The organism is Ruegeria sp. C10 (genome assembly GCF_056537805.1).
This window is the reverse complement of record NZ_JBQFSC010000001.1, coordinates 291,262-311,499: the sequence shown is the minus strand read 5'-3', so window position 1 is coordinate 311,499 and position 20,238 is coordinate 291,262. Positions and strand designations below refer to the sequence as shown.

The window sequence follows — 20,238 nt, the reverse complement described above, 5'->3', positions numbered from 1 at the left end:
CTCTTCTTTGCCGTCTGTGCTGGTGAATTGGGTTGTAGGGTCTCAAGGTGTCAAAGTTTTCAAACCTGCTGTTTGCGCTTTCTATTTTTCTATTTAATTCAACACCTTTGCTTGCCGCGCCGACCGCAGATTCAATTGTTGGAGACACTGTTAACAACCCTGTGACTGGTCTGGATACGACAGTCACCGCACTGATCGTGGATCCCGCTTCAACACCTACAGCCGGGACGACGGCTTTTGTTGAGACGGCGGATGGCTATGTGTTTCTCGTCAAAGATGCCGGCGATACAATTTACAACTCCGACAATCCCCCACTGGCATTTGAGATTGTATCCATAACGGGAACAACGGCTCAGATCAGTAATTCTGGTGCGACCGGAATGGCCAGCTTGTCCACTCAGCTGACCCTGTCTCAGTACAACAGCAACTTCAACAGTTCGGGTACTCCTGGCTCTGTCACCCCGCCGGTGAACGTCTCCGGACCTAACGGTGTGAGCCAGGTCGTTTACGGGCGAGATGGCAGCAATGGGCGCGATGGTGCGCTTGTTGTGCCACCAAGTTCAGGTGGAAACGGTGCCGATGGCCCAACCCAGACACAAACCCTGAGCGGGAATGTCAACGCAACCAGCAATGTTGGTTGGCAAGTGGGTAGCGTTGGCGGTGACGGTGGTCAGGGCGGCGACTCGTATCTGAGCTTTTGGGACGGGCGCGATGGCGGCGACGGCGGGGAAGGCGGCACGGTAAACGCAACACAATCCTCCAGCAGCACGATCCAGACATCGGGCGACGGCTATGACGGTATATTTGCGTTCAGCCGCAGCGGCGAGGCTGGTGATGGTGGCAGCGGCTTCGCGGCTCCGGGTGGGGGCACCGGTGGCCACTCGGCAGATGGTGGCGATGTAACCGTTACGCAGCGGGGTGACATTTCTACGTCCGGCGACTCGGCTGATGGCATCTATGCGCTGAGCGTTTCGAACAATGGCGGTAATGGTGGGTCACAATGGGGGCTGGTTGGCTCGTCCGGTAACGGAGGCTATGGCGGTAGCGGTGGCACCGTAACGGTAAACACGGCCTCAAGCGGTAGCATCTTGACGACCGGCGACTATGCGAACGGGATTTACGCCCAATCCATCGGCGGTTCGGGGGGGTCAGCGGGGACAAGTGGCAATTTGTTGGTTTCGCTCATTGGCGGGGCCGATAATGGCGGAAATGGAGGCAGGGTTAACGTCTCGCATGGTGGCGCGATTGAAACACAAGGTGATTTCGCGCGCGGTATTGTAGCCCAGTCCATCGGCGGCGGCGGCGGTTCGGGCGGAACTGCAGGCGGCCTGGTATCCCTTTCTCTTGGTGGCGTGGGCTCGAACGGCGGTAGCGGGGACGCGGTGAATGTCACTGTGCAAGGTTCGGGAAGCATCCTGACTTCGGGCATTGGGGCTGACGGTGTCATGGCGCAATCCATCGGCGGCAGCGGCGGAACCGGTGCAAATTCATATGGGCTTGTTGCGATTGGTGGCACAGGATCTCGGGGCGGAACGGGCGCTGCGGTGAGCGTCAGCAACTACGGGCGTATTGTAACCGAAGACGACAACGCCCGCGGGATTATCGCGCAATCCATCGGCGGCGGTGGCGGTGACGGCGGCTCGTCCGGTGGAATGGTCTCGGTCGGTGGCAATGGCAGCGGCGGTGGCAGCGGGTCCACAGTGACAATCGTGAATGACGGGATCATCACCACCTCGGGTGATGATGCGATGGGTATTCTGGCCCAGTCGATTGGTGGCGGTGGCGGCAATGGTGGTTCGTCTGGTTCGGTAGGTGCGTTTGTCGGGGTAGCCATCGGTGGTGATGGCGGGGCCGGAGGGACCGGTGGCAATGTCAACGTAACCTTATCCAACACCGATGGCAGCCAGCCATCGGCTATCCGGACTTCGGGCGCGCGCTCGGCAGGTGTATTTGCACAATCTGTCGGCGGCGGTGGTGGCAACGGTGGCGGAGCGGTCTCGGTTGCGGTTGGCGCATTTGGCGCGGCATCGGTCTCGGTTGGTGGGTCCGCTGGCAATGGTGGCAACGGTGGGACGGTCACACTTAGCGGCAGCGGTTCAGCTTCGGTGCAGACCGGAGGCGACGACTCGGTTGGGGTGATGCTGCAATCTGTTGGCGGTGGCGGCGGCAATGGTGGCTATGCGGTATCTGTCGCAGCCTCTGGAGGTCCGGTATCGGGTTCGCTGGCTGTTGGGGTTGGCGGTGACGGTGGTACGGGCGGCACGGGTGGTCCGGTCACGGTTGGCCAGTTCGATGGTAGTGGCGTCGCAATAGCAGCTGGGTTTGAAGGCACTGTCGTCACGACCGGAAACCGGTCGACAGGTATGCTGTTTCAGTCCGTCGGCGGTGGTGGTGGCAATGGTGGATTGGCGGTCGCCGCGACCGGAGGCGCTTCGGCTCTGTTTTCGGGCAACGTATCAGTCGGAATTGGTGGCAAGGCCGGCAGTGCGGGCAATGGTGGACTTGTTCAGGTCTATACCAATGCTGACGTGACCACGACTGGCACAAGCTCCAGCGCGATCATCGCGCAATCCGTGGGTGGCGGTGGCGGTAATGGTGGTGGAAGCATCGCGGCCGGTATCAGCGCAAGCGGAGGCGCTGCGGTCGGGATCAACGTCGGTGTCGGCGGAGATGGTGGTGGTGCCGGTATCGGTGGCAACGTCACTTTGCGCGCCGGTGGGACCTCAATCGAAACCAGTGGCGCATTCTCCAGCGGTGTCGTTGCGCAATCCGTTGGCGGCGGCGGTGGTAATGGTGGATATGCCATCGGTGCCAGCGCCGATATTGCGGGCGGCGCTGCCGGGTCCATCAGTGTAGGCCTCGGCGGCAAAGCTGGCGGTGGAGGTGCGGGCGGCACAGTGACGGCCCAAGTTGATGCGGATGTCACCACCCGTGGGGATGATGCCGGTGCGGTCGTGGTTCAATCCATCGGCGGTGGCGGTGGCAATGGCGGCTTCAGCGTCGCTGCTGGCTTGGCGGCCGGCGGTGGCGGTGCCGGAACGATTGGAGTCGGACTTGGCGGCGACGGAGGCAGCGGCGGCATAGGCGGTACGGTAACCGGCGTGCGCGTCAACGGCGACGTTCGGACCGAAGGTGCACGCTCGACGGCTGTCGTTATTCAATCCATCGGCGGTGGCGGTGGTAATGGTGGTTTCAATGTCACTGCCGGAGTGGCAGCGGCAGGAGCCGGTGCTGGGTCAATTGGCGTCGGGCTCGGCGGCAACGGCGATACAGGCGGCAATGGCGGCGTGGTTGAAGGCCAGGTTGCAGGAAACGTCACAACAGTGTCCGAAGGTTCAGGCGGCGTAGTTTTCCAATCCATCGGCGGCGGTGGTGGCAATGGTGGCTTCAACGTGACGGCCGGTGTTGCTGGTGCGGGGGCAGGTGGCGGTGCCGTCACCGTAGGCCTTGGTGGCGACGGCTCAGGAGGTGGAATCGGTCAATCGGTGACCGGTCGAGTCACAGGCACCGTAAGCACCGGTGGCGCGGACTCAACTGCCGTTCTGGCACAGTCCGTTGGCGGCGGCGGTGGCAATGGTGCTTTTAATGTTAGCGCGTCACTTGCAGGGGCTGGGGTTGCGAGCGGTGCAGTTTCAGTTGGCCTTGGCGGCGACGCAGGTACGGGCTCGACGGGTGGCACAGTCAATCTGACGATTACAAATACGATTGTAACTGTCGGGGACCGTTCTTCAGGCGTCGTCGCCCAATCCATCGGCGGTGGTGGCGGCAATGGTGGGTTTAATATCTCGGGGACTGGGGCCGGTGCAGGTACTGCAAGCGGTGCGGTCAGCGTCGGGCTTGGTGGAACGGGCGCAGGTGGCGGTAATGGCGGGTCGGTTACGCTAAGATCTAGTGGGACAATTCTGACGCAAGGCGACTCGGCCACTGCATTCCTCGCACAGTCCATCGGCGGTGGCGGCGGTAACGGAGGTTTCAACGTCAGCGCATCGGTTCAGGGTTCGGGCACCGCTGGGGCGGGCGTTTCGGTCGGCTTGGGCGGCGACGGCGGCGGAGGTGGTGATGGGAGCACGGTAATTGCTACGTCGAACAACGCGGTCGAAACCCGGGGGGATCAATCCTCGGGCGTGGTTGCGCAGTCCATCGGCGGCGGTGGCGGCAATGGTGGGTTCAACGTAGCCCCGGTCTTGTCGGGTGCAGGAACAGCCAGTGGCGCGGTGAGTGTCGGCCTCGGCGGTTCGGGCGATACTGGCGGCAATGGCGGCACCGTCACGCTGACTTCGAACGGTACCATCCTGACGGATGGCTTTGCTTCAAGCGGGTTTGTTGCGCAGTCTCTTGGCGGCGGCGGTGGTAACGGAGGGTTCAACGTTTCGCCAACCGTTTCGGGGGCTGGAACGGGTGCGGCATCGGTTTCGGTCGGGTTGGGCGGCTCAGGATCTGCCGGGGGTGACGGCAGTCTGGTAACGGCCAGCACAACAGCTAACGTGGTAACCCGAGGGGATGCTTCGGTGGGTATCCTCGCGCAGTCCGTTGGTGGCGGTGGTGGTAATGGTGGCTTCAATGTCTCACCGGCTTTGGCTGGGGCCGGCACCGGATCGGGCGCGATCAGCGTTGGCCTGGGTGGGTCCGGTGGCAGCGGCGGCACTGGGGGTGTTGTTGGCCTGACGGTTGCCAATAGTGTTCAAACCGAAGGTGCGCAGTCCAGCGCAGTTGTGGCGCAATCAATCGGCGGCGGCGGCGGCAATGGCGGGTTCAACGTTTCTGCTTCCGTCGGTGGCGCAGGTACGGGTTCTGGCGCTGCGGCAGTTGGCTTGGGCGGTCGTGGAACTGGCGGCGGTGACGCCTCGGCGGTCACGGCGAATGTAACCGGGAATCTGATCACGCAAGGTGAAACCTCCAGCGGTCTCTTGGCACAATCTGTCGGCGGTGGCGGCGGTAATGGTGGCATGAACGTCTCGGTTGCAGTGGCCGCGGCGGGCACCGGCTCGGGTGGGGCATCCGTGGGTCTTGGTGGGGCGTCCGGTACCGGCGGCAACGGAGGCACAGTTGAAGCCACATTGAACGGAAACGTCTCGACACAAGGCGATGAATCCGGCGGGGTGATCGTGCAAAGCCTTGGCGGCGGTGGGGGCAATGGAGGCATGAATGTTTCCGCCACAGTCACTGTCGCAGGAACCGGCAGCGGTGGTGCGTCTGTTGGTCTTGGTGGCAGCGGTGGCGACGGGGGCGACGCGGATACGGCCGAAGGCACGGTCGTTGGCAATGTTACCACTACCGGTGACAATTCTGGCGGCGTCTTGGTGCAATCTGCTGCGGGTGGCGGCGGCAATGGCGGGCTGAACGTATCAGCAGCCGTGAACATCTCGGGGACCGGGGGCGGCGCCGTCGGGGTTGGCATCGGTGGCTCGGGTGGCGATGGCGGTGCTGCGAGCGCGGCGACGGGGTCGGTCACCGGCGATGTCACTACAAGTGGTGAGAACGCGGCGGGCGTTCTGGTCCAATCCGTTGGCGGCGGCGGCGGTAATGGCGGCGTCAACATCTCGGGCGCTCTGAGCATCGCACGCACTGGATCGGGTGCGGCAGGTATCGGCGTGGGCGGCTTCGGCGGCAGTGGCGGGACCAGCGGGGTAGTCGACAACACGTTCTCGGGCAATGTGAGCACCTCGGGTCCGCGGTCGGCAGGTATTATTGCACAAAGCCTTGGCGGAGGTGGCGGCAATGGCGCCACAAACATTTCCGGGGCCATTTCTGTAGCCAGCAACTATTCCGGCGGTTTGGGGATCGGCGTCGGCGGCTTTGGCGGGGACGGTGGTGCGGCAGATAACGTCACGCAGCGGGTCACCGGAGATGTCATGACAACCGGTGATGACTCGGTCGGAATTCTGACGCAAAGCCTCGGCGGCGGTGGTGGCAACGGCGGCACCAACATTTCGGCAGCGTTGTCTCTGTCCCGATCAGCCAATGCGGCGGTCGGCATCGGTGTGGGCGGTTTTGGCGGCGGCGGTGCTGATGCCGGAGCGTTGGTGCAATCGACAATCACCGGTGGAGTAACCACAACAGGTGATCGCAGCACCGGGATTCTGACACAGAGCCTTGGCGGCGGTGGTGGCAACGGCGGCACTAATATCTCGGCCTCGTTGGGTATCAGCCAGGAAAATGGCGGCTCGGTCAGTCTGGGCGTTGGCGGCTTCGGTGGCGGGGCGGGTAACGCTGGTGAAGTGAACAGCACATTGCGCTCAAGAACGGACAGCAGTGGCACAACTTCGGTGGTAACCACTGGCGTAGACAGTATTGGTGTCATGGCCCAGTCGGTCGGCGGCGGCGGCGGTAACGGCGGTCTGAACGTTTCTGGCGCTGTCAATCTCACCGGCAAATCCGGTGCAGCGGTTGCCCTGGGACTTGGTGGCTTTGGTGGCGGTGGTGGCAATGCCGATGCGGTCACGTTGGATGTTCAAAGCGATGTAGTGACGGCGGGTGACGGATCGCATGGTCTGTTTGCGCAAAGCCTTGGTGGCGGTGGCGGCACCGGGGGCGTGAATATTTCGGGCACTCTGGCGCTGACCAAACCATCGGGGTCGGACACGATCTTTTCGGTTTCAGCGGGTGTTGGCGGCTTTGGCGGGGCCGGTGGTGATGCAAGCGATGTCGATCTGGACTATACCGGCAATGTACAGGCCGTACCGATGGTCGAGCAATCGGATGGCACTTTCGCCGTTGATGAAAGCAAAGGGGCCAGTGGCATCATTGCCCAGTCGCTTGGTGGCGGTGGCGGTGACGGCGGCACGAACGTCTCGGGTGGCCTCGCGATAAGCGGCAAACCCGGTGCGGGTCAGACGGACAGCAGTAAATCCTATGCGGTTGTCGTGGGCGTTGGAGGTTTTGGCGGCGGCGGTGGAGATGCCGGAAATGTCGATGTGAACATTGGCGCAGGCAGTACGATCACAGCTCACGGCACTGGCCAATCCGGCCTGCTGGCCCAATCCGTTGGCGGCGGCGGTGGCAACGGTGGTCTGAACGTGTCAGGCGGGATCGTATCCGACAGCTCTCTGATCGTGGGCGTCGGTGGTTTCGCAGGCGATGGCGGCCAGGCCGGAGACGTCACGGTCACCTCGCAAGCGGATATTACGGTTACAACGAACCCGGACGATATATCGATCCCCAACACAACGACCTTCGAAGACAAACTGCGCGATTTCCTGGGCGACTCGATCGTAGATGAGACCGAGGAATTGGCGTCGAACTTCGGGTTGGAACGCCTGTTCATCGACATGGGTGTCTTCAACGAAGAAAAACCCGATACCGATGGCTCGGCGGGTCTGCTGGCACAGTCCATCGGCGGAGGCGGCGGCAATGGCGGTCTGAATGTCTCGGGCGGTATTGCGCTCAGCAAAGATGGCAAGATCCCTTCGGTTACGTTTGGCGTCGGAGGCTTTGGCGGTGACGGCAATGTCTCGGGCAATGTGGGCGTCAATCACGCGGGAACTGTGTCAGTCGCCGGCAACTGGAAACATGGAGTTTTGGCCCAGTCGATCGCAGGCGGCGGTGGCAACGGTGCTTTGAACGTGACCGGGCAGCTGAACTATGGCGACTCCAACAACTCGGACGGCAAAACGGATCTGAGCATTGTGGGCGGCCTTGGCGGCCACGGAGGTACTGGTGCGGATGCGGGTGACGTGTCGGTCACTCAGACCGGCAACATCGCAACAAATGGCTATCACGCGCGCGGAATCTTTGCCCAGAGCATCGGCGGCGGCGGTGGCACTGGCGGCATCAATGCAACCTTTGTTGGTACTAAGGACAGCTCACCGATCGCGATGGGGATCGGCGGCTTTGGCGGCGGTGGCGGCGATGCGGGTGACGTGACCGTCGCGCGTGGCACAGCGGCCCTTGCTGCGGGGACAATCACGACCGATGGCGTTGGATCGCACGGTATCGAGGCGTCGAGCATTGGCGGCGGCGGCGGCGATGCCGGGATCAACGCAGTTGTGGGTATCAGCAAGACCACCGGCAATCAAAGTAACGGCGGCACCGGCGATTCCACGGATCGCAAGACACCGACCAATACCGGCGTCGATGACTCGGTCATCGCCAACTACAACGCGGTTTTGGATGAGCTTGAAGGCAAGGTGAACCCTGCAGATTCCTCGGGCAACAAAACCGGAGTGTCGGCGGTGGTTGCCATCGGTGGCGATGCAGGTACGGCAGGGGACGGTGGCGAGGTCGATGTTGACCACTATGGTGATATCGTCACCTTGCAAGATGGCAGCCACGGTGTGTTTGGGCAATCCATCGGCGGTGGCGGCGGCAACGCCGCCTTGAACCTCGGCATGACCTATGAGCTTGCCTCCGACGCGACCAACAAAGGCTTTGGCTTGGCTATTGGCGGCGGCACGGGTGAGGGCGGCATCGGTGGTTCGGTGGATGTGCGCAATACAGGCGACATCGCGACCTCGGGCGCAGATTCCCATGGTCTGTTTGCGCAGTCAGTTGGCGGCGGCGGCGGCAATGCTGGCTACAATTCGGCATCGACGTCGGTTGATGGCGGCAATGTAAACATCCAGATCGGCCGCACGGGTGGAACCGGGGGCAGCGGTGGGGACGTCTATGCCAGCTCGAACGGCGCGATCAGCACGACGGGCAACCGGTCTTATGGCTTCTTTGCACAGTCCATCGGCAATGGCGGGGGTAACTCGTCATCAACTTCGGTCAGCATCGGCACCCCGAAATCCGGCGACAGCAAAGGCAACAAAGCCAGCCTGTCAGTCGGGCTTGAAGGCGGTACGGGTGGCGCAGCAGGCGATGTGACTTCTGTGGTGGCGGGCACTGTTGTCACGCAGGGCGATGACGCACATGGCGTATTTGCCCAGTCCGTTGGCGGCGGTGGCGGCAATGGTGGCAAGGCCAGCAACTCGGCTGGCAAGGGCACTTCAATTGCCTTGTCCATCGGTGGTACCGGCGGCACCGGAGGCGTTGGTGGCACGGTGGACGTGACCAACACTGCCCAGATCGCAACGTTAGGAGATCGCTCGATTGGACTGATGGCGCAATCCATCGGTGGCGCAGGCGGAACTGGCGGCATGGTACAGGCCGGACAATCGAACCTCGATACCATCAAAGCTGTGGTCAACCCGTCCACAGTCGGCACCACAGCATCGATCAACATAGGCGGTACCGGTGGGGACGGTATGACCTCGGACATCGTTACCGTAGTGAGTGACGGAATAATCAGCACTGCAGGCACCATGGCCCATGGTATCTTCGCGCAGTCCGTCGGAGGCGGCGGTGGCATGGGTGGTGTCGTGGAAAACCGCATCATCAGCCTTCGTAAAGAGATTGGAAACACCGCGACCTTGTCCATCGGCGGCAACGGCGGCTCGGGTGCGATGTCGGCGGCGGTATCTGTGACCAACCGGGACGTGATCCTGACCACGGGCGACAAGTCGGTTGGTATCTACGCGCAATCGGTCGGCGGTGGCGGCGGTGATGCACAGCAGGTTCGAAACATTATTCTGGGCCGGTCCTCGGAGGGGTCTACGACAAACGCGATCCTTATTGGTGGCACCGGCGGCACCGGTGGTTCTGGCAGTACAACCACTGTTGTGAACGAAGCCGATGGTACGATCGTGACCAGCGGAGCCGAAAGCCACGGTATCTTCGCGCAGTCTATCGGCGGTGGCGGCGGCAATGGCGGATCGACAATCTCGGTTGATGGTCGCTATGGCGGGGCCGAGGCGAGCACTCGGCGGGCGTTGCAGTTTGGCCTGGGTGGCTCGGGTGGTTCCGGTGGAACCGGAGGCAACGTGGCCGTCACAAATGCGGGTACGATCATCACCATTGGTGCAGGTGCGCATGGCATCTTTGCTCAATCCGTTGGTGGCGGCGGCGGCAATGGTGGGAGTTCGATTACTGGGACGCTGCGGCTAAAGACTGGGGACAACAGCTCTCCGACCGCGCAGTTGAACATCGGTGGTTCGGGTGGCAGTGGCAATGCTGCCGGAAACTCGGTTGTCACCAATACCGGCGACATCCGCGTTGATGGCGAAGGTGCCTACGGTATCTTCGCACAATCCGTCGGTGGCGGTGGTGGCAATGGTGGATTGGCCGTTGCGATGGATGTGAATGACCTCAAAAACACAATGACCGGCAAGTCATATTCGAAGATCGCCATTGGCGGTTCTGGTGGCGACGGGGCGGATGGTGGAGATGTCACGGTCAACCATACCGGTACGATTGTCGTGAACGCTGATAACGGGTTCGGTATCTATGCCCAATCCGTTGGTGGCGGCGGCGGTAATGCGGGATATTCGGTATCGTCGCCCTTGGTCTCGGCGCTGGACTACACGATCTCTCATGTGTTGGGCGCGCGAGAAGGGACCACCGGATCGGTGGGAACCGCGACTGTCAATTCAACCGGTGACATTCTGGTGAATGGTGCAGGCAGCGAGGCCATCTTCGCACAATCCGTCAATGGCGGCGGCGGCAACTCCGAAACATCGGTCGACTTTACGACCGCGACGGCAAGCGCGGGTGGAACCGGCACTGTTTATATCAGTGACATCTCGCTGGGCGGTGATGATGTTTCGGGCACGGCGGGCAGCCAGGTTGCCCAGTCGCACGTCGGTAACATAGCGACCACCAGTGACCGCTCGACAGGTCTGATGCTGCAGAGTGTTGGCGGCGGTGGTGGCACATCGGCCAACAACATCAGCCTTCAGGATGGCGACGGTATCGAGATTGATGCGCGCCTGGGCGCGATTGATACGAATGATGCAGCAGGTGGCGATGTGTTCGGCAGCCGGACTGGCGATGTCGGCACTGATGGTGCGTTTTCCTCGGCAGGTACGGCGCAATCTATTGGCGGCGGCGGCGGTAAGCTGGTGCTCAACAGCACGGGCACGGCTGATACCAACAGGTTTGCTTCGGTAATCCTGGGGTCCGATCCAAGCTTCCGCAACAACGGCGGTGATATCGATCTTGATCTGAATGGAGATGTCTTCACCAGCGGTGACCGGTCCTTTGGCCAAAGCGTTCAAAGCATCGGCGCGGGCGGGGGTGAAGCTGTCGTTGCTGGTCTTGGAGGCGTCGATGTGACCCTCGGGGCGCAGGACGATTCAACTGGAGATGGCGGCAACGTCGATTTCACCAATACCGGTGACGTAAACACAAGTGGTACCGGATCGCATGCGTTCGTGATCCAGAGCATCGGCGGCGGCGGTGGTCTTGTCACGACAGACCTGGACCCCAGCCAGGTGACCGTAAATCTGTCAGCTGCAAATGGCGGGGACGGCGGGGACATTCTGTTCTCGCAAACTGGTAACACGGTCACCAGCGGAGAGAACGCGATCGGTGTCGCCGCGCAGTCGTTGGGTGGTGGTGGCGGCATCGTCGATTCCATATTCCGGGGTGCCGCAGGTGGCGCCGGGTCGGGCGGTGCTATCGACATGACCCTGACCGGCAATGTGTTGTCGGTCGGCGACGGTGGCATTGGTGTCTTTGCACAATCCGAAGGCCGTGACGGTGCAGACGCCATTGTGCTTGGGTTCGATGGTGTTGTCATGGGTGGCACCGGGCAAGCGAACTCGGTTGCCTCTATCATTGTCGAAGGAGGAACCGACAACACGCTGACCCTATCAGAAGACACGGTGCTGATCGCGGGCAATAACCAACTGGTGAACGGCGGCGATGGCAATGAACAAATCACGCTGTCCGGACGCGCGCTTGGGAACCTGAACCTTGGTGACGGGACGAATGGCCTGACCGTGGAAGATGGTGCAACCTTCTATGCATTGGATACCGTGAATCTGGGCGACGCCGGGCTCATGCAGGTGGATGGCAACTTGGTTCTGGGCGCAAATTGGGGCGTCGACGGAGGCCTGACGGCTGCTGTTCAAGCGGATGATTTTTCCTTCACCGAGAATGTTAGCCAGACCACGAACGTGACCGGAAGTCTGGCCTTTGGCGGCACTGCGACTTCAACGTTCGACGTGTATTTCCGAACCACTGGCATATCGGGTGGAGACAGCGATCTGATCAATGTCACCGGGGATGCCACGATTGGTGGTACATTGGTGCCGGGGTTGAACACGCTCGAACGCGCATTGCCGCTTGTCATCATCAATCCCGATGGAACGGCCGCAGATGCTGGCACGACCATCCAGGACACTGTGGTTCTTGATTACTCCATTGGTTTGAACGGGGCGACGTCGGACGGCAGTTCGATCGATCTGGTGATCACACCAGACTATTCGACGCCTAGGATGAACTCCAACCAGACCGCGATCGGTGACTATATCAATGATGTCCTGAACGGGCGGGGAACGTCCGAACAGGGCGAGCTTTTGGCGCTGATCGGGAACATGCAATCCGAGACCGATGTGATCGCGGCCATTGAGAGCTTGTCGACAGCGGACTACGCCGCAGATGCGGTGGATGCGTATTTTGGCACGCGGGTATTCGCGGATACGCTGCAAAACTGCGAACGCTACACCAATTATCAAGCCGGGGATGATCCGCGTAACTGTATCTGGTTTACCGGCGGCCGCTATTTCTTCGACCGCGAGCAGACCGGGATTTACAACGATCTGAACGTCAATAACACCAATTGGTCGGCGGGTGTCCGTCTACCGGTGGGGGATGAGTTGTATGCAGGGTTTGCCCTGGGCTACGACCAGATCAGCCTGCAGAACGGATCGCAATACAATGCATCCGGCGATCGGTTCAATCTGGGTGCATCGCTGACCAAATACACAGGCGCGTGGGAGTTTGCGGCCATGCTGTCGGCAGGTTGGTCAAACTACGATACAAGCCGTGCAGGTGGGATCCGGGGCGTTTTGCCCAATGGCACAATTGTGGACACCGTTGGTGTCAGCGAGATCAAGCACAAGATGAACCACCAGAACCTGCGGCTCAGCCTGGCGTATGATCAAAGACTTGGCGCTGGTGGAGCGTACCTGCGCCCCGAACTGGCCGTCGATGCGACGCGGTTGGCGACGGAAAGCAATGGCGATGCCACTTTGTCAGGTATCGTCTTGCAGGACGACAACGAGATGATCTATTCGCTGACGCCGTCGATTGAGATCGGGACCGAGCAGATCCTGAGCGCCTCGCAGAAACTGCGTGCGAGCCTGCGCGCCGGTGCCATCCTCTCGTCTGACGACACGGTGTCGGTAACCGCTGGCTTCAGTGGGGCCAGCGCCGCCGATGGAGGGTTCGTGAATACCAGCTATATCGGTGACGCCCACGGCGTCGTGTCCGCGCGGTTGGGATTGTTTGCTTTGGATGACAGCAGCTTTATCAACCTGAGCCTGGACCATATGTTTGGAGACTCAACCGAAGCCCTGCAGGTTGGCATTGGCCTTGGGATACAATTCTAGTTTATGAGGAACAGCAGTATGAAAACTTGGATCTACGCTTTGGTGGCGTCGTTCGGTTTGACAACTCAACTTGGCGCACAGGAAAACGAAGCGCCATTGTGGTCGGTCAACTGCAGCAATCAGGTCAACGGAACTGAATTGATTTGTGAAATGACCCAGACCATTATCTTAACCGAGAACAATCAAAGGCTTGCCTCGATTGCGTTCGTCAAACCTGCCGGCAGAGACGAGATCGAAGCGGTGCTGACACTGCCATTTGGCCTGCTGTTCTCTGAAGGGCTGATTGCTAAAGTGGATGATGCCGAGATCGCGCGGCTGGATTTTCTAACCTGCGAAGCACAGGGTTGTTTTGCCCGTTCTCCTGTTTCTCAGGACTGGATGTCAAAGATGCGCGCTGGCAATCTGTTGAGTATTGAAAGCGTAAACCGGGTCGGCGATCCGATTTCCTTTGGTTTCGATCTGGCGGGATTTAGCAGAATATCCGATATGCTGCCGTGATTGCCTGGCCTTCCTTCCAGAAGGCCGCACAGGCCTTCTTGGTTAGCAACGCGTAGAAGGGTCTGACCAGAGCGTTCATTTTGTGATTGCACTCGCAACGAGCGGAGGCTGCGGCGTAGGGCTATGTGATGGCTTTGGATTTCCGAAATGCGATCGTTCGCGCCGACTAGTTCTCAGAGACACTCCCGGTCGGCGATGTCGAGGGTGCGGTCCAGAATCGCCAGCCCTGTCATCAGGTCGTCTTCACTGATGTTGAGCGGTGGGGTCAGGCGGATCACGTTCGAGAAGAAGGACAGGTAGAGGCCTTCGTTCATCGCAAAGCTCATCATCTCGCTCATGGGTCTGGCGTCTTCGCCTTTGGCAGCAAATGGCACCAGCGGTTCGCGAGTGTCGCGGTTCTTGACCAGTTCGATGCCGTTGAACATGCCCTTGCCGCGAATATCCCCGATCGAGGGGTGTTTCTTTGCCAGCTTGTGCAGCTCTGCGCGCATCTTTTCCCCCATCGCGGTGGCGTGGGCCAGCGTGCCTTCTTCCTGCATGGCTCGGATCGCGGCAATGCCAGATGCGCAGGCCAGCGGATGGCCGGCATAAGTCAGGCCTCCGGGCAATGGGTAATCGCGCAGCCAGTCATGCAGCTCGGTACTGACGGACATGGTGCCAAGCGGCACGTAACCCGAGTTGATGCCCTTGGCCGAACAAATGATGTCCGGCTGAACACCCCACTGATCGACGGCGAACCATTTTCCGGTCCGGCCAAACCCGGCCATGACCTCATCCGCGATCAGTAGGATGCCGTATTTTTCGCAGGTTGCCTTAATAGATTGCAGATATCCGTCGGGTGGCACGATGATCCCGTTTGTGCCGACAATAGGTTCCAGAATGACAGCGGCCACGGTGTTGGGGTTTTCATACATCAGGATTTCTTCCAGATGCGGCCCGCCTTGGGCGACCGGGCACTGGGCCGGGTCTTTGTGGCCCGTTGGTAACCGATAGACGTAAGGATCAAGCATCCGCACGATGCCCGGCATATCGGCGCGGGTCAGATGGTGACGTGGATCGCCCGTCAGCGACAGCGTGCCTCCGGTTGCTCCGTGATAGGAACGGTAGCGGGCAATGATCTTTGTCCGACCGGTGTAATGCCGCGCCAAACGGATCGCGGTTTCATTGGCGGCGGACCCTCCTGTTGTAAAAAAGGTTGATGAGATGTTGGCAGGCGTGATCTCGGTCATGATTGCCGCGAGTTCTGATCGAACATCCGAGCCCATGGCCGGGCCGATATAACAAAGCTTGTCCGCCTGATCCTTAATCGCTTGTACGATCTTGGGGTGCTGATGACCCATATTGGCGTTCACAAGTTGGCTTTGGAAATCGAGGTAGCGTTTACCTTCGCTGTCCCAGAACCAGCTGCCCTGCGCGCCGGTGATGACACGCGGGCGGCTGCCCTGTTTAGACCAGCTTTGCAGATAATGATCCGCGTGCATGTCTTTGACCCATTCGGGATCATGGGAGGGGTAGGCGTTGCTGAAGTCTTCCATAACAGGCCTCTTGGCGTGCGGGGTTGGGATCAATCGATGATGGTTACTGGCTGGCCCAAAGCGTCTGCATCAGGCGTGACGCCAAGGCCGGGGCCTTCGGGTGGGGCGATGCGGCCGTTCCGGCGGCTAGGTGCATTCGGATCGAGACGCGGTTTGACATAGTGGGACAAATCGCAGGTATTCATGATGCCGCGCGCTGGGGTTGAGGCTGCAAGATGCAGCGAGGCGGCCGTCGTAACATCGCTGCCCCAAGTGTCCTCGATGCACATCTGCGTGCCAAGCGACAGGCAGAGATCGCGGATTTGACGCATCGTCGAAAGGCCGCCCATCTTCGACAGTTTCAGCGCGGCAGCATCCATGCAGCCAGCGCGGTGTCCAGCCAGTATCGAATGAATGTCACAGGCACTTTCGTCCAGCTTCATCGGCAGACCCGTGGCTGCTCGTACATGGGCGCATTCCTCGATCGTGGCGCAAGGTTGTTCCAGCATTATGTCCAGATGCGAGACAGCGCGGCCAACTCGTGTGGCGGTCAGCGTATCTGACCCGCAGTTCCAGTCTCCATAAACCAACGGGCCATCACCCACAGTCTCGCGCACCTGAATCAAACGAGCAACGTCGGCTTCCCAGTTGTCGTCCGCGCCCAGCTTCACCTGAAACTGTCGCATGCCCTGATCAAAGGCATCGCGCGCCATGCGCGCCATTTCCTCTGGTGTGATACAGGTGATCGAGTGATACAGCGGCAAATCCGCGACCGCCCGCCCACCGAGCAAAGCGTAAAGCGGTAGGTCGGCTGCCTGTGCGGTCAGGTCCCAAAGCGCTGTATCGATCGCTGACTTGGCGTAGCCATGCCCGATCAGATGCTTATTAAGGCGCTCCATCAGCGCTTCGGGACCAACCGGGTTAGCGCCGATGAGAACGGGTGCCATCTCTTCAAGTGCTGGAACCACGCCCTTGGCATAGGCGGGTAAATAATGCGGGATCGGACAAACCTCTCCCCAGCCCGATGCGCCGGTGTCGGTATCCAGGCGGACAACCACTGAAACCGTCGTATCGCAGGTCTTGCCCTCAGCCATGTAATAGGTGTCATGCGAGGTCAACGGGACTTCCCAGGCGGTGATGCGGGTTATCTTCATCAGGCGGTTTCCATCAGGCGCAGGATTCGTAGGTTGCGACAGGTGGGCCAAGGCTGTCAAAGTCCGGCGTCACCCCAAGCCCCGGAGTATCTGTGGCATAGAGTTTACCGTCCCTTACTGTGGGGCCGCCAATCCCGGTGTTTTGTGTGTTGTAGTTCATCAGATCGGTCGAGTTGATCAGCATCTCTTGGGGTGTTGAGGCCGCAAAATGGGCGACCGCAGCGGTGGTGATCTGCCCGCCCCATGTGTCCTCGGAGACAACCGGAATACCGTGATCAATCAGGAAATCACGCACCCGGCGGGCTTTGGACAGCCCACCAAGGTTTGAAATCTTCAGACAGCAAATTTCGGCACCCCGATCGTTTACAATACGCCGGGCCATGTCGATCCCGGTCACACATTCATCCAGCTTCATCGGTTGCTCGGCTACGCGGCGCACCTGCTGGCATTCGTCATAGCTGTGGCAGGGTTGTTCAAGGATAAAGTCCAGATCTCGGGTTGCCCGGGCCACACGGATGGCGTTGTCAACGCGCCAACCCTGATTGGCGTCTGCCATCGCCTTTTCACCGGGCTTCAGCAGGGGCACGCCTTCGCGGATACGGTCGATATCGGTCACCCAGTCGCCACCTACCTTGATCTGGAACTGCCGGTATCCCGCTGCGCGGTGCTGCCCCATCTCGGCGATGGTTTCTTCCAAGACAGGCTTCTGCGGCACAACCCGGTACATCGGCGCACCATCGGTGAGTTTGCCGCCCATCAGCATCCAAACAGGTTGTCCGGTGGACCGTCCCAGAATATCCCAACACGCTGCATCAAAGGGCGCTTTGGCGTAGCCGTGACCTTGGACCGTGCCATCCATCAACCGTTCGATCTTGGACAGCTGGCGGGGATCTTCCCCCAGCAAGCGCGGGGCGACGAGGCGGGCAAAGGCCTCGACGCCTTCGGAATGGGCGATCATGTAGTTCTCGCCGCATGGGGCAAACTCGCCGCAGCCCTGTAGACCCGCATCCGTGTCGATCACCACTACCGAAGACATCGACGTTGTGATCGCGTTGCCCGCGCCCCAGCCGTATGATCCGCCGACATAGGGCAGGGGGGTTTTGAACACACGGATACGGGTTATCTTCAAGGCGTCACCATTGGGCTTCCGCGATGGCCGATGCTCTGGTTTTCAGATCACGCCAGTTCACGAACTGCGTCCGTGCGTGGGCGTTCGGATTTCGGATCATAGGCTGCTTCGCCGAGGACACGCCCTTTGCGGGGTACACCAGCGATAACTACTTCGATCTCTGTGCCCGGAACATTCACGTGTGGCTTGACGTAAGCAAAGGCGAGGATTTTGCCGACGCTGTGGCCATAGGCGACCGAGGCTATTGCACCGACAACCTCGCCTTTGATCCGAATAGCCTCGCCCCCATGACCATCTTCGACCCCATCCGGTTCGATCTCCAAATAGGCGCAAATCCAAGGCATCTCGCCCGCCTCAGACTGAGCGGCACTGGCGCGCGTTGCTTCGACACCTAGATATTCTTTGTCCAGCTTGAAGAACCGGCTGACATTGGCCTCTGGCAGCGTGACCTCGTTGGTCAGTTCTCCAACACCGGGGAATGCTTTTTCCATGCGCAGGCTGTTCATCGCAAACGAGCCGTAGTTTTCGATGCCAAATTCCTCGCCGGCAGCCCACAGTGCGTTGTAGACGTCAACGCAGGCTTCATCCGGCATGTGGAATTCCCAACCCAACTCGCCCGCATAGGACATGCGAAAGGCCCAGACCTTGTGCCCCGCGATGGTGATTTCCTGAGCCGACAGCCAGCGGAACCCGGCGTTGGACAGGTCCGCGTCGGTGCATCTGGCCAGCACCTCGCGGGAATTTGGCCCGTTCAGGGACAAAGCCGACCAATCTTCGGAGAGCGTTTTGACAAAGACTGTCTCTCCCGTGAGGTTCTGGTTCAGGTGATCGACAAGGCGTTGTTCGAAGAAGGCGGCACATACAAGGTAGAACCGATCTTCAGCCATGCGAACGATGGTCGTCTCAAGCTCGATCCTGCCTCGGCGATTCAAAAAGTGGGTCAGCGTGATCGAGCCGTCTTTCTGCGGCATCTTGTTGGCCGTCAGATGGTCAAGATAGGCATAGGCATCGGGGCCTGAAACTTCGACTTTGGTGAACGCGGTCACGTCCATGATACCAACACGCTCACGCACGGCTTGGCATTCCAGCGCAACCATGTCGAAGACTTCGTTGCGGCGGAACGAATAGTGGTCACGCTGTTCAACACCATTGCGCGCGAACCATCGCGGGCGCTCGTGGCCAAAAACCTCTTCATAGACCGCGCCCTTTTCCTTGAGGATTTCATAAAGCGGCGAGGGTTTGATCGGACGCCCTTCAAGACGATTGAAATGCGGAAAGGGGATCTCGTGCCGTAGCTTGTAATCCTCATGCGCCTTGATGACCTGCCAGTCTTTCTTGGCATAGCTGCCAAAGCGGCGCGGATCATAGTCACGCATATTGATATCAGCAGCACCGTGTACCATCCATTTGGCCAGTTCACGGGTCAGACCAGGCCCCCAACCGATGCCGATCTGCGTGCCACAGCAGCACCAGTAATTCTTTACGCCCGGTGCGGGGCCGACCATTGGGTTGCCATCTGGCGGATGGCTGATTGCTCCATGGACTTCGCGGGTGATGCCCAGTTCAGAAAAGATCGGCATCCGTTCCAATGAGTTTTCCAGCCAAGGCATGACACGGTCATAATCCGCCTCGAACAGCCAGTTTTCGTACTCCCATGGGCATTCATCATGCCAGACAGAGTTCGAGTTCTCCTTTTCATAGATCCCGATCAGGCCCTTTTTCTGTTCCATGCGGATATAGCCCGAAACCATCTTGTCATCGCGGATCACCGGCAGCTCAGTTATCAGGTCTTTGAATTCAGGCACATCTTCAGTGACAAAATAATGATGGGTCATCGAGGTCATGGGTAATTGCAGGTTCGACCATTCGCCCATCTGACGGGCATAGGTGCCGCCTGCATTAACGACGTGTTCGCAGGTGATGGCGCCTTGTTCGGTTTCCACCACCCATTCACCTGCATCGTTCTGGGTAATGTTGGTCGCGCGACAGTGGCGGAAAATCTTCACACCTTTCTGACGGGCGCCAGCGGCCATGGCCATAGTCACGTTCGAAGGATCAACGTGACCGTCATCTGGCGTATAAAGCGCGCCAATGACACCGTCGAGGTTATAGTAGGGGTGCATTTCAGCTATGAAGTCAGGCCCTACCAACTCGATGTTGAACCCCAGCGCTCGGCCAACTGATAATGTGTGGCGCAGCCAGTCCATCTCATCCTCGGTATAGGCCAGACGGAATGAACCGCAGCCGTGCCACGTGACCGCTTGACCGGTTTCTTCCTCAAGTGTCTTGGAATAGAGGCCAATGTTATAGTCGACCATCTTGCCCAACCCGTAGGAACTGGTGGAGTGAGTAATCTGACCAGCGGCATGCCAGGTGGAGCCCGAAGTTAACTCGGCCTTTTCCAACAGCACCGTGTCTTCGCCCCAACCTTCATGGCCCAGGTGATAGGCCAGTCCGCAACCCATGACGCCACCGCCGACAATGACGACCTTTGCGCGTGCAGGCAGTTCCTTTTTAGACATCGCAACTTCCTGTTTCCGAGACATGGAATTCTGTGGACTTCCTATTGC

Annotated in this window: 6 protein-coding genes; 2 read left to right on the top strand and 4 right to left on the bottom strand. The window is 59.9% G+C overall.

The features are described from left to right. Positions 1-47 precede the first annotated feature (47 nt). Together ACR0DE_RS01415 and ACR0DE_RS01410 are read left to right on the top strand one after the other, a co-directional pair. Positions 48-13,373 carry a hypothetical protein gene (locus ACR0DE_RS01415; protein WP_480751301.1) on the top strand — a complete coding sequence of 4,442 codons (13,326 nt, stop codon included), beginning with the start codon at positions 48-50 and terminating at the stop codon, positions 13,371-13,373. 18 nt (positions 13,374-13,391) lie between these two features. Then, positions 13,392-13,871, top strand: coding sequence for an invasion associated locus B family protein (locus ACR0DE_RS01410; RefSeq protein WP_170407630.1), 480 nt, complete (start codon positions 13,392-13,394; stop codon positions 13,869-13,871). Between the two features lie 173 nt (positions 13,872-14,044). On the opposite strand, the gene ACR0DE_RS01405 is transcribed toward ACR0DE_RS01410, so the two are convergent. Genes ACR0DE_RS01405 through ACR0DE_RS01390 form a run of 4 tightly spaced genes read right to left on the bottom strand, consistent with a single transcriptional unit; the run spans position 14,045 to position 20,190 of the window. Then, positions 14,045-15,406 carry an aminotransferase class III-fold pyridoxal phosphate-dependent enzyme gene (locus ACR0DE_RS01405; protein ID WP_480751297.1) on the bottom strand — a complete coding sequence of 454 codons (1,362 nt, stop codon included), beginning with the start codon at positions 15,404-15,406 and terminating at the stop codon, positions 14,045-14,047. A 29-nt stretch (positions 15,407-15,435) separates the two neighbouring features. Beyond that, positions 15,436-16,539, bottom strand: coding sequence for a mandelate racemase/muconate lactonizing enzyme family protein (locus tag ACR0DE_RS01400; protein ID WP_170422940.1), 1,104 nt, complete (start codon positions 16,537-16,539; stop codon positions 15,436-15,438). 13 nt (positions 16,540-16,552) lie between these two features. Further along, positions 16,553-17,668, bottom strand: coding sequence for a mandelate racemase/muconate lactonizing enzyme family protein (locus ACR0DE_RS01395; protein WP_480751294.1), 1,116 nt, complete (start codon positions 17,666-17,668; stop codon positions 16,553-16,555). 47 nt (positions 17,669-17,715) lie between these two features. Next, positions 17,716-20,190, bottom strand: coding sequence for an FAD-dependent oxidoreductase (locus ACR0DE_RS01390; protein WP_480751292.1), 2,475 nt, complete (start codon positions 20,188-20,190; stop codon positions 17,716-17,718). Positions 20,191-20,238 lie beyond the last annotated feature (48 nt).

Excerpts from the sequence above, each read along its gene's own strand:
- ACR0DE_RS01410 (WP_170407630.1), top strand. The coding sequence starts at position 13,392 with ATGAAAACTTGGATCTACGCTTTGGTGGCGTCGTTCGGTTTGACAACT.
- ACR0DE_RS01400 (WP_170422940.1), bottom strand. The coding sequence starts at position 16,539 with ATGAAGATAACCCGCATCACCGCCTGGGAAGTCCCGTTGACCTCGCAT.
- ACR0DE_RS01405 (WP_480751297.1), bottom strand. The coding sequence starts at position 15,406 with ATGGAAGACTTCAGCAACGCCTACCCCTCCCATGATCCCGAATGGGTC.
- ACR0DE_RS01390 (WP_480751292.1), bottom strand. The coding sequence starts at position 20,190 with ATGTCTAAAAAGGAACTGCCTGCACGCGCAAAGGTCGTCATTGTCGGC.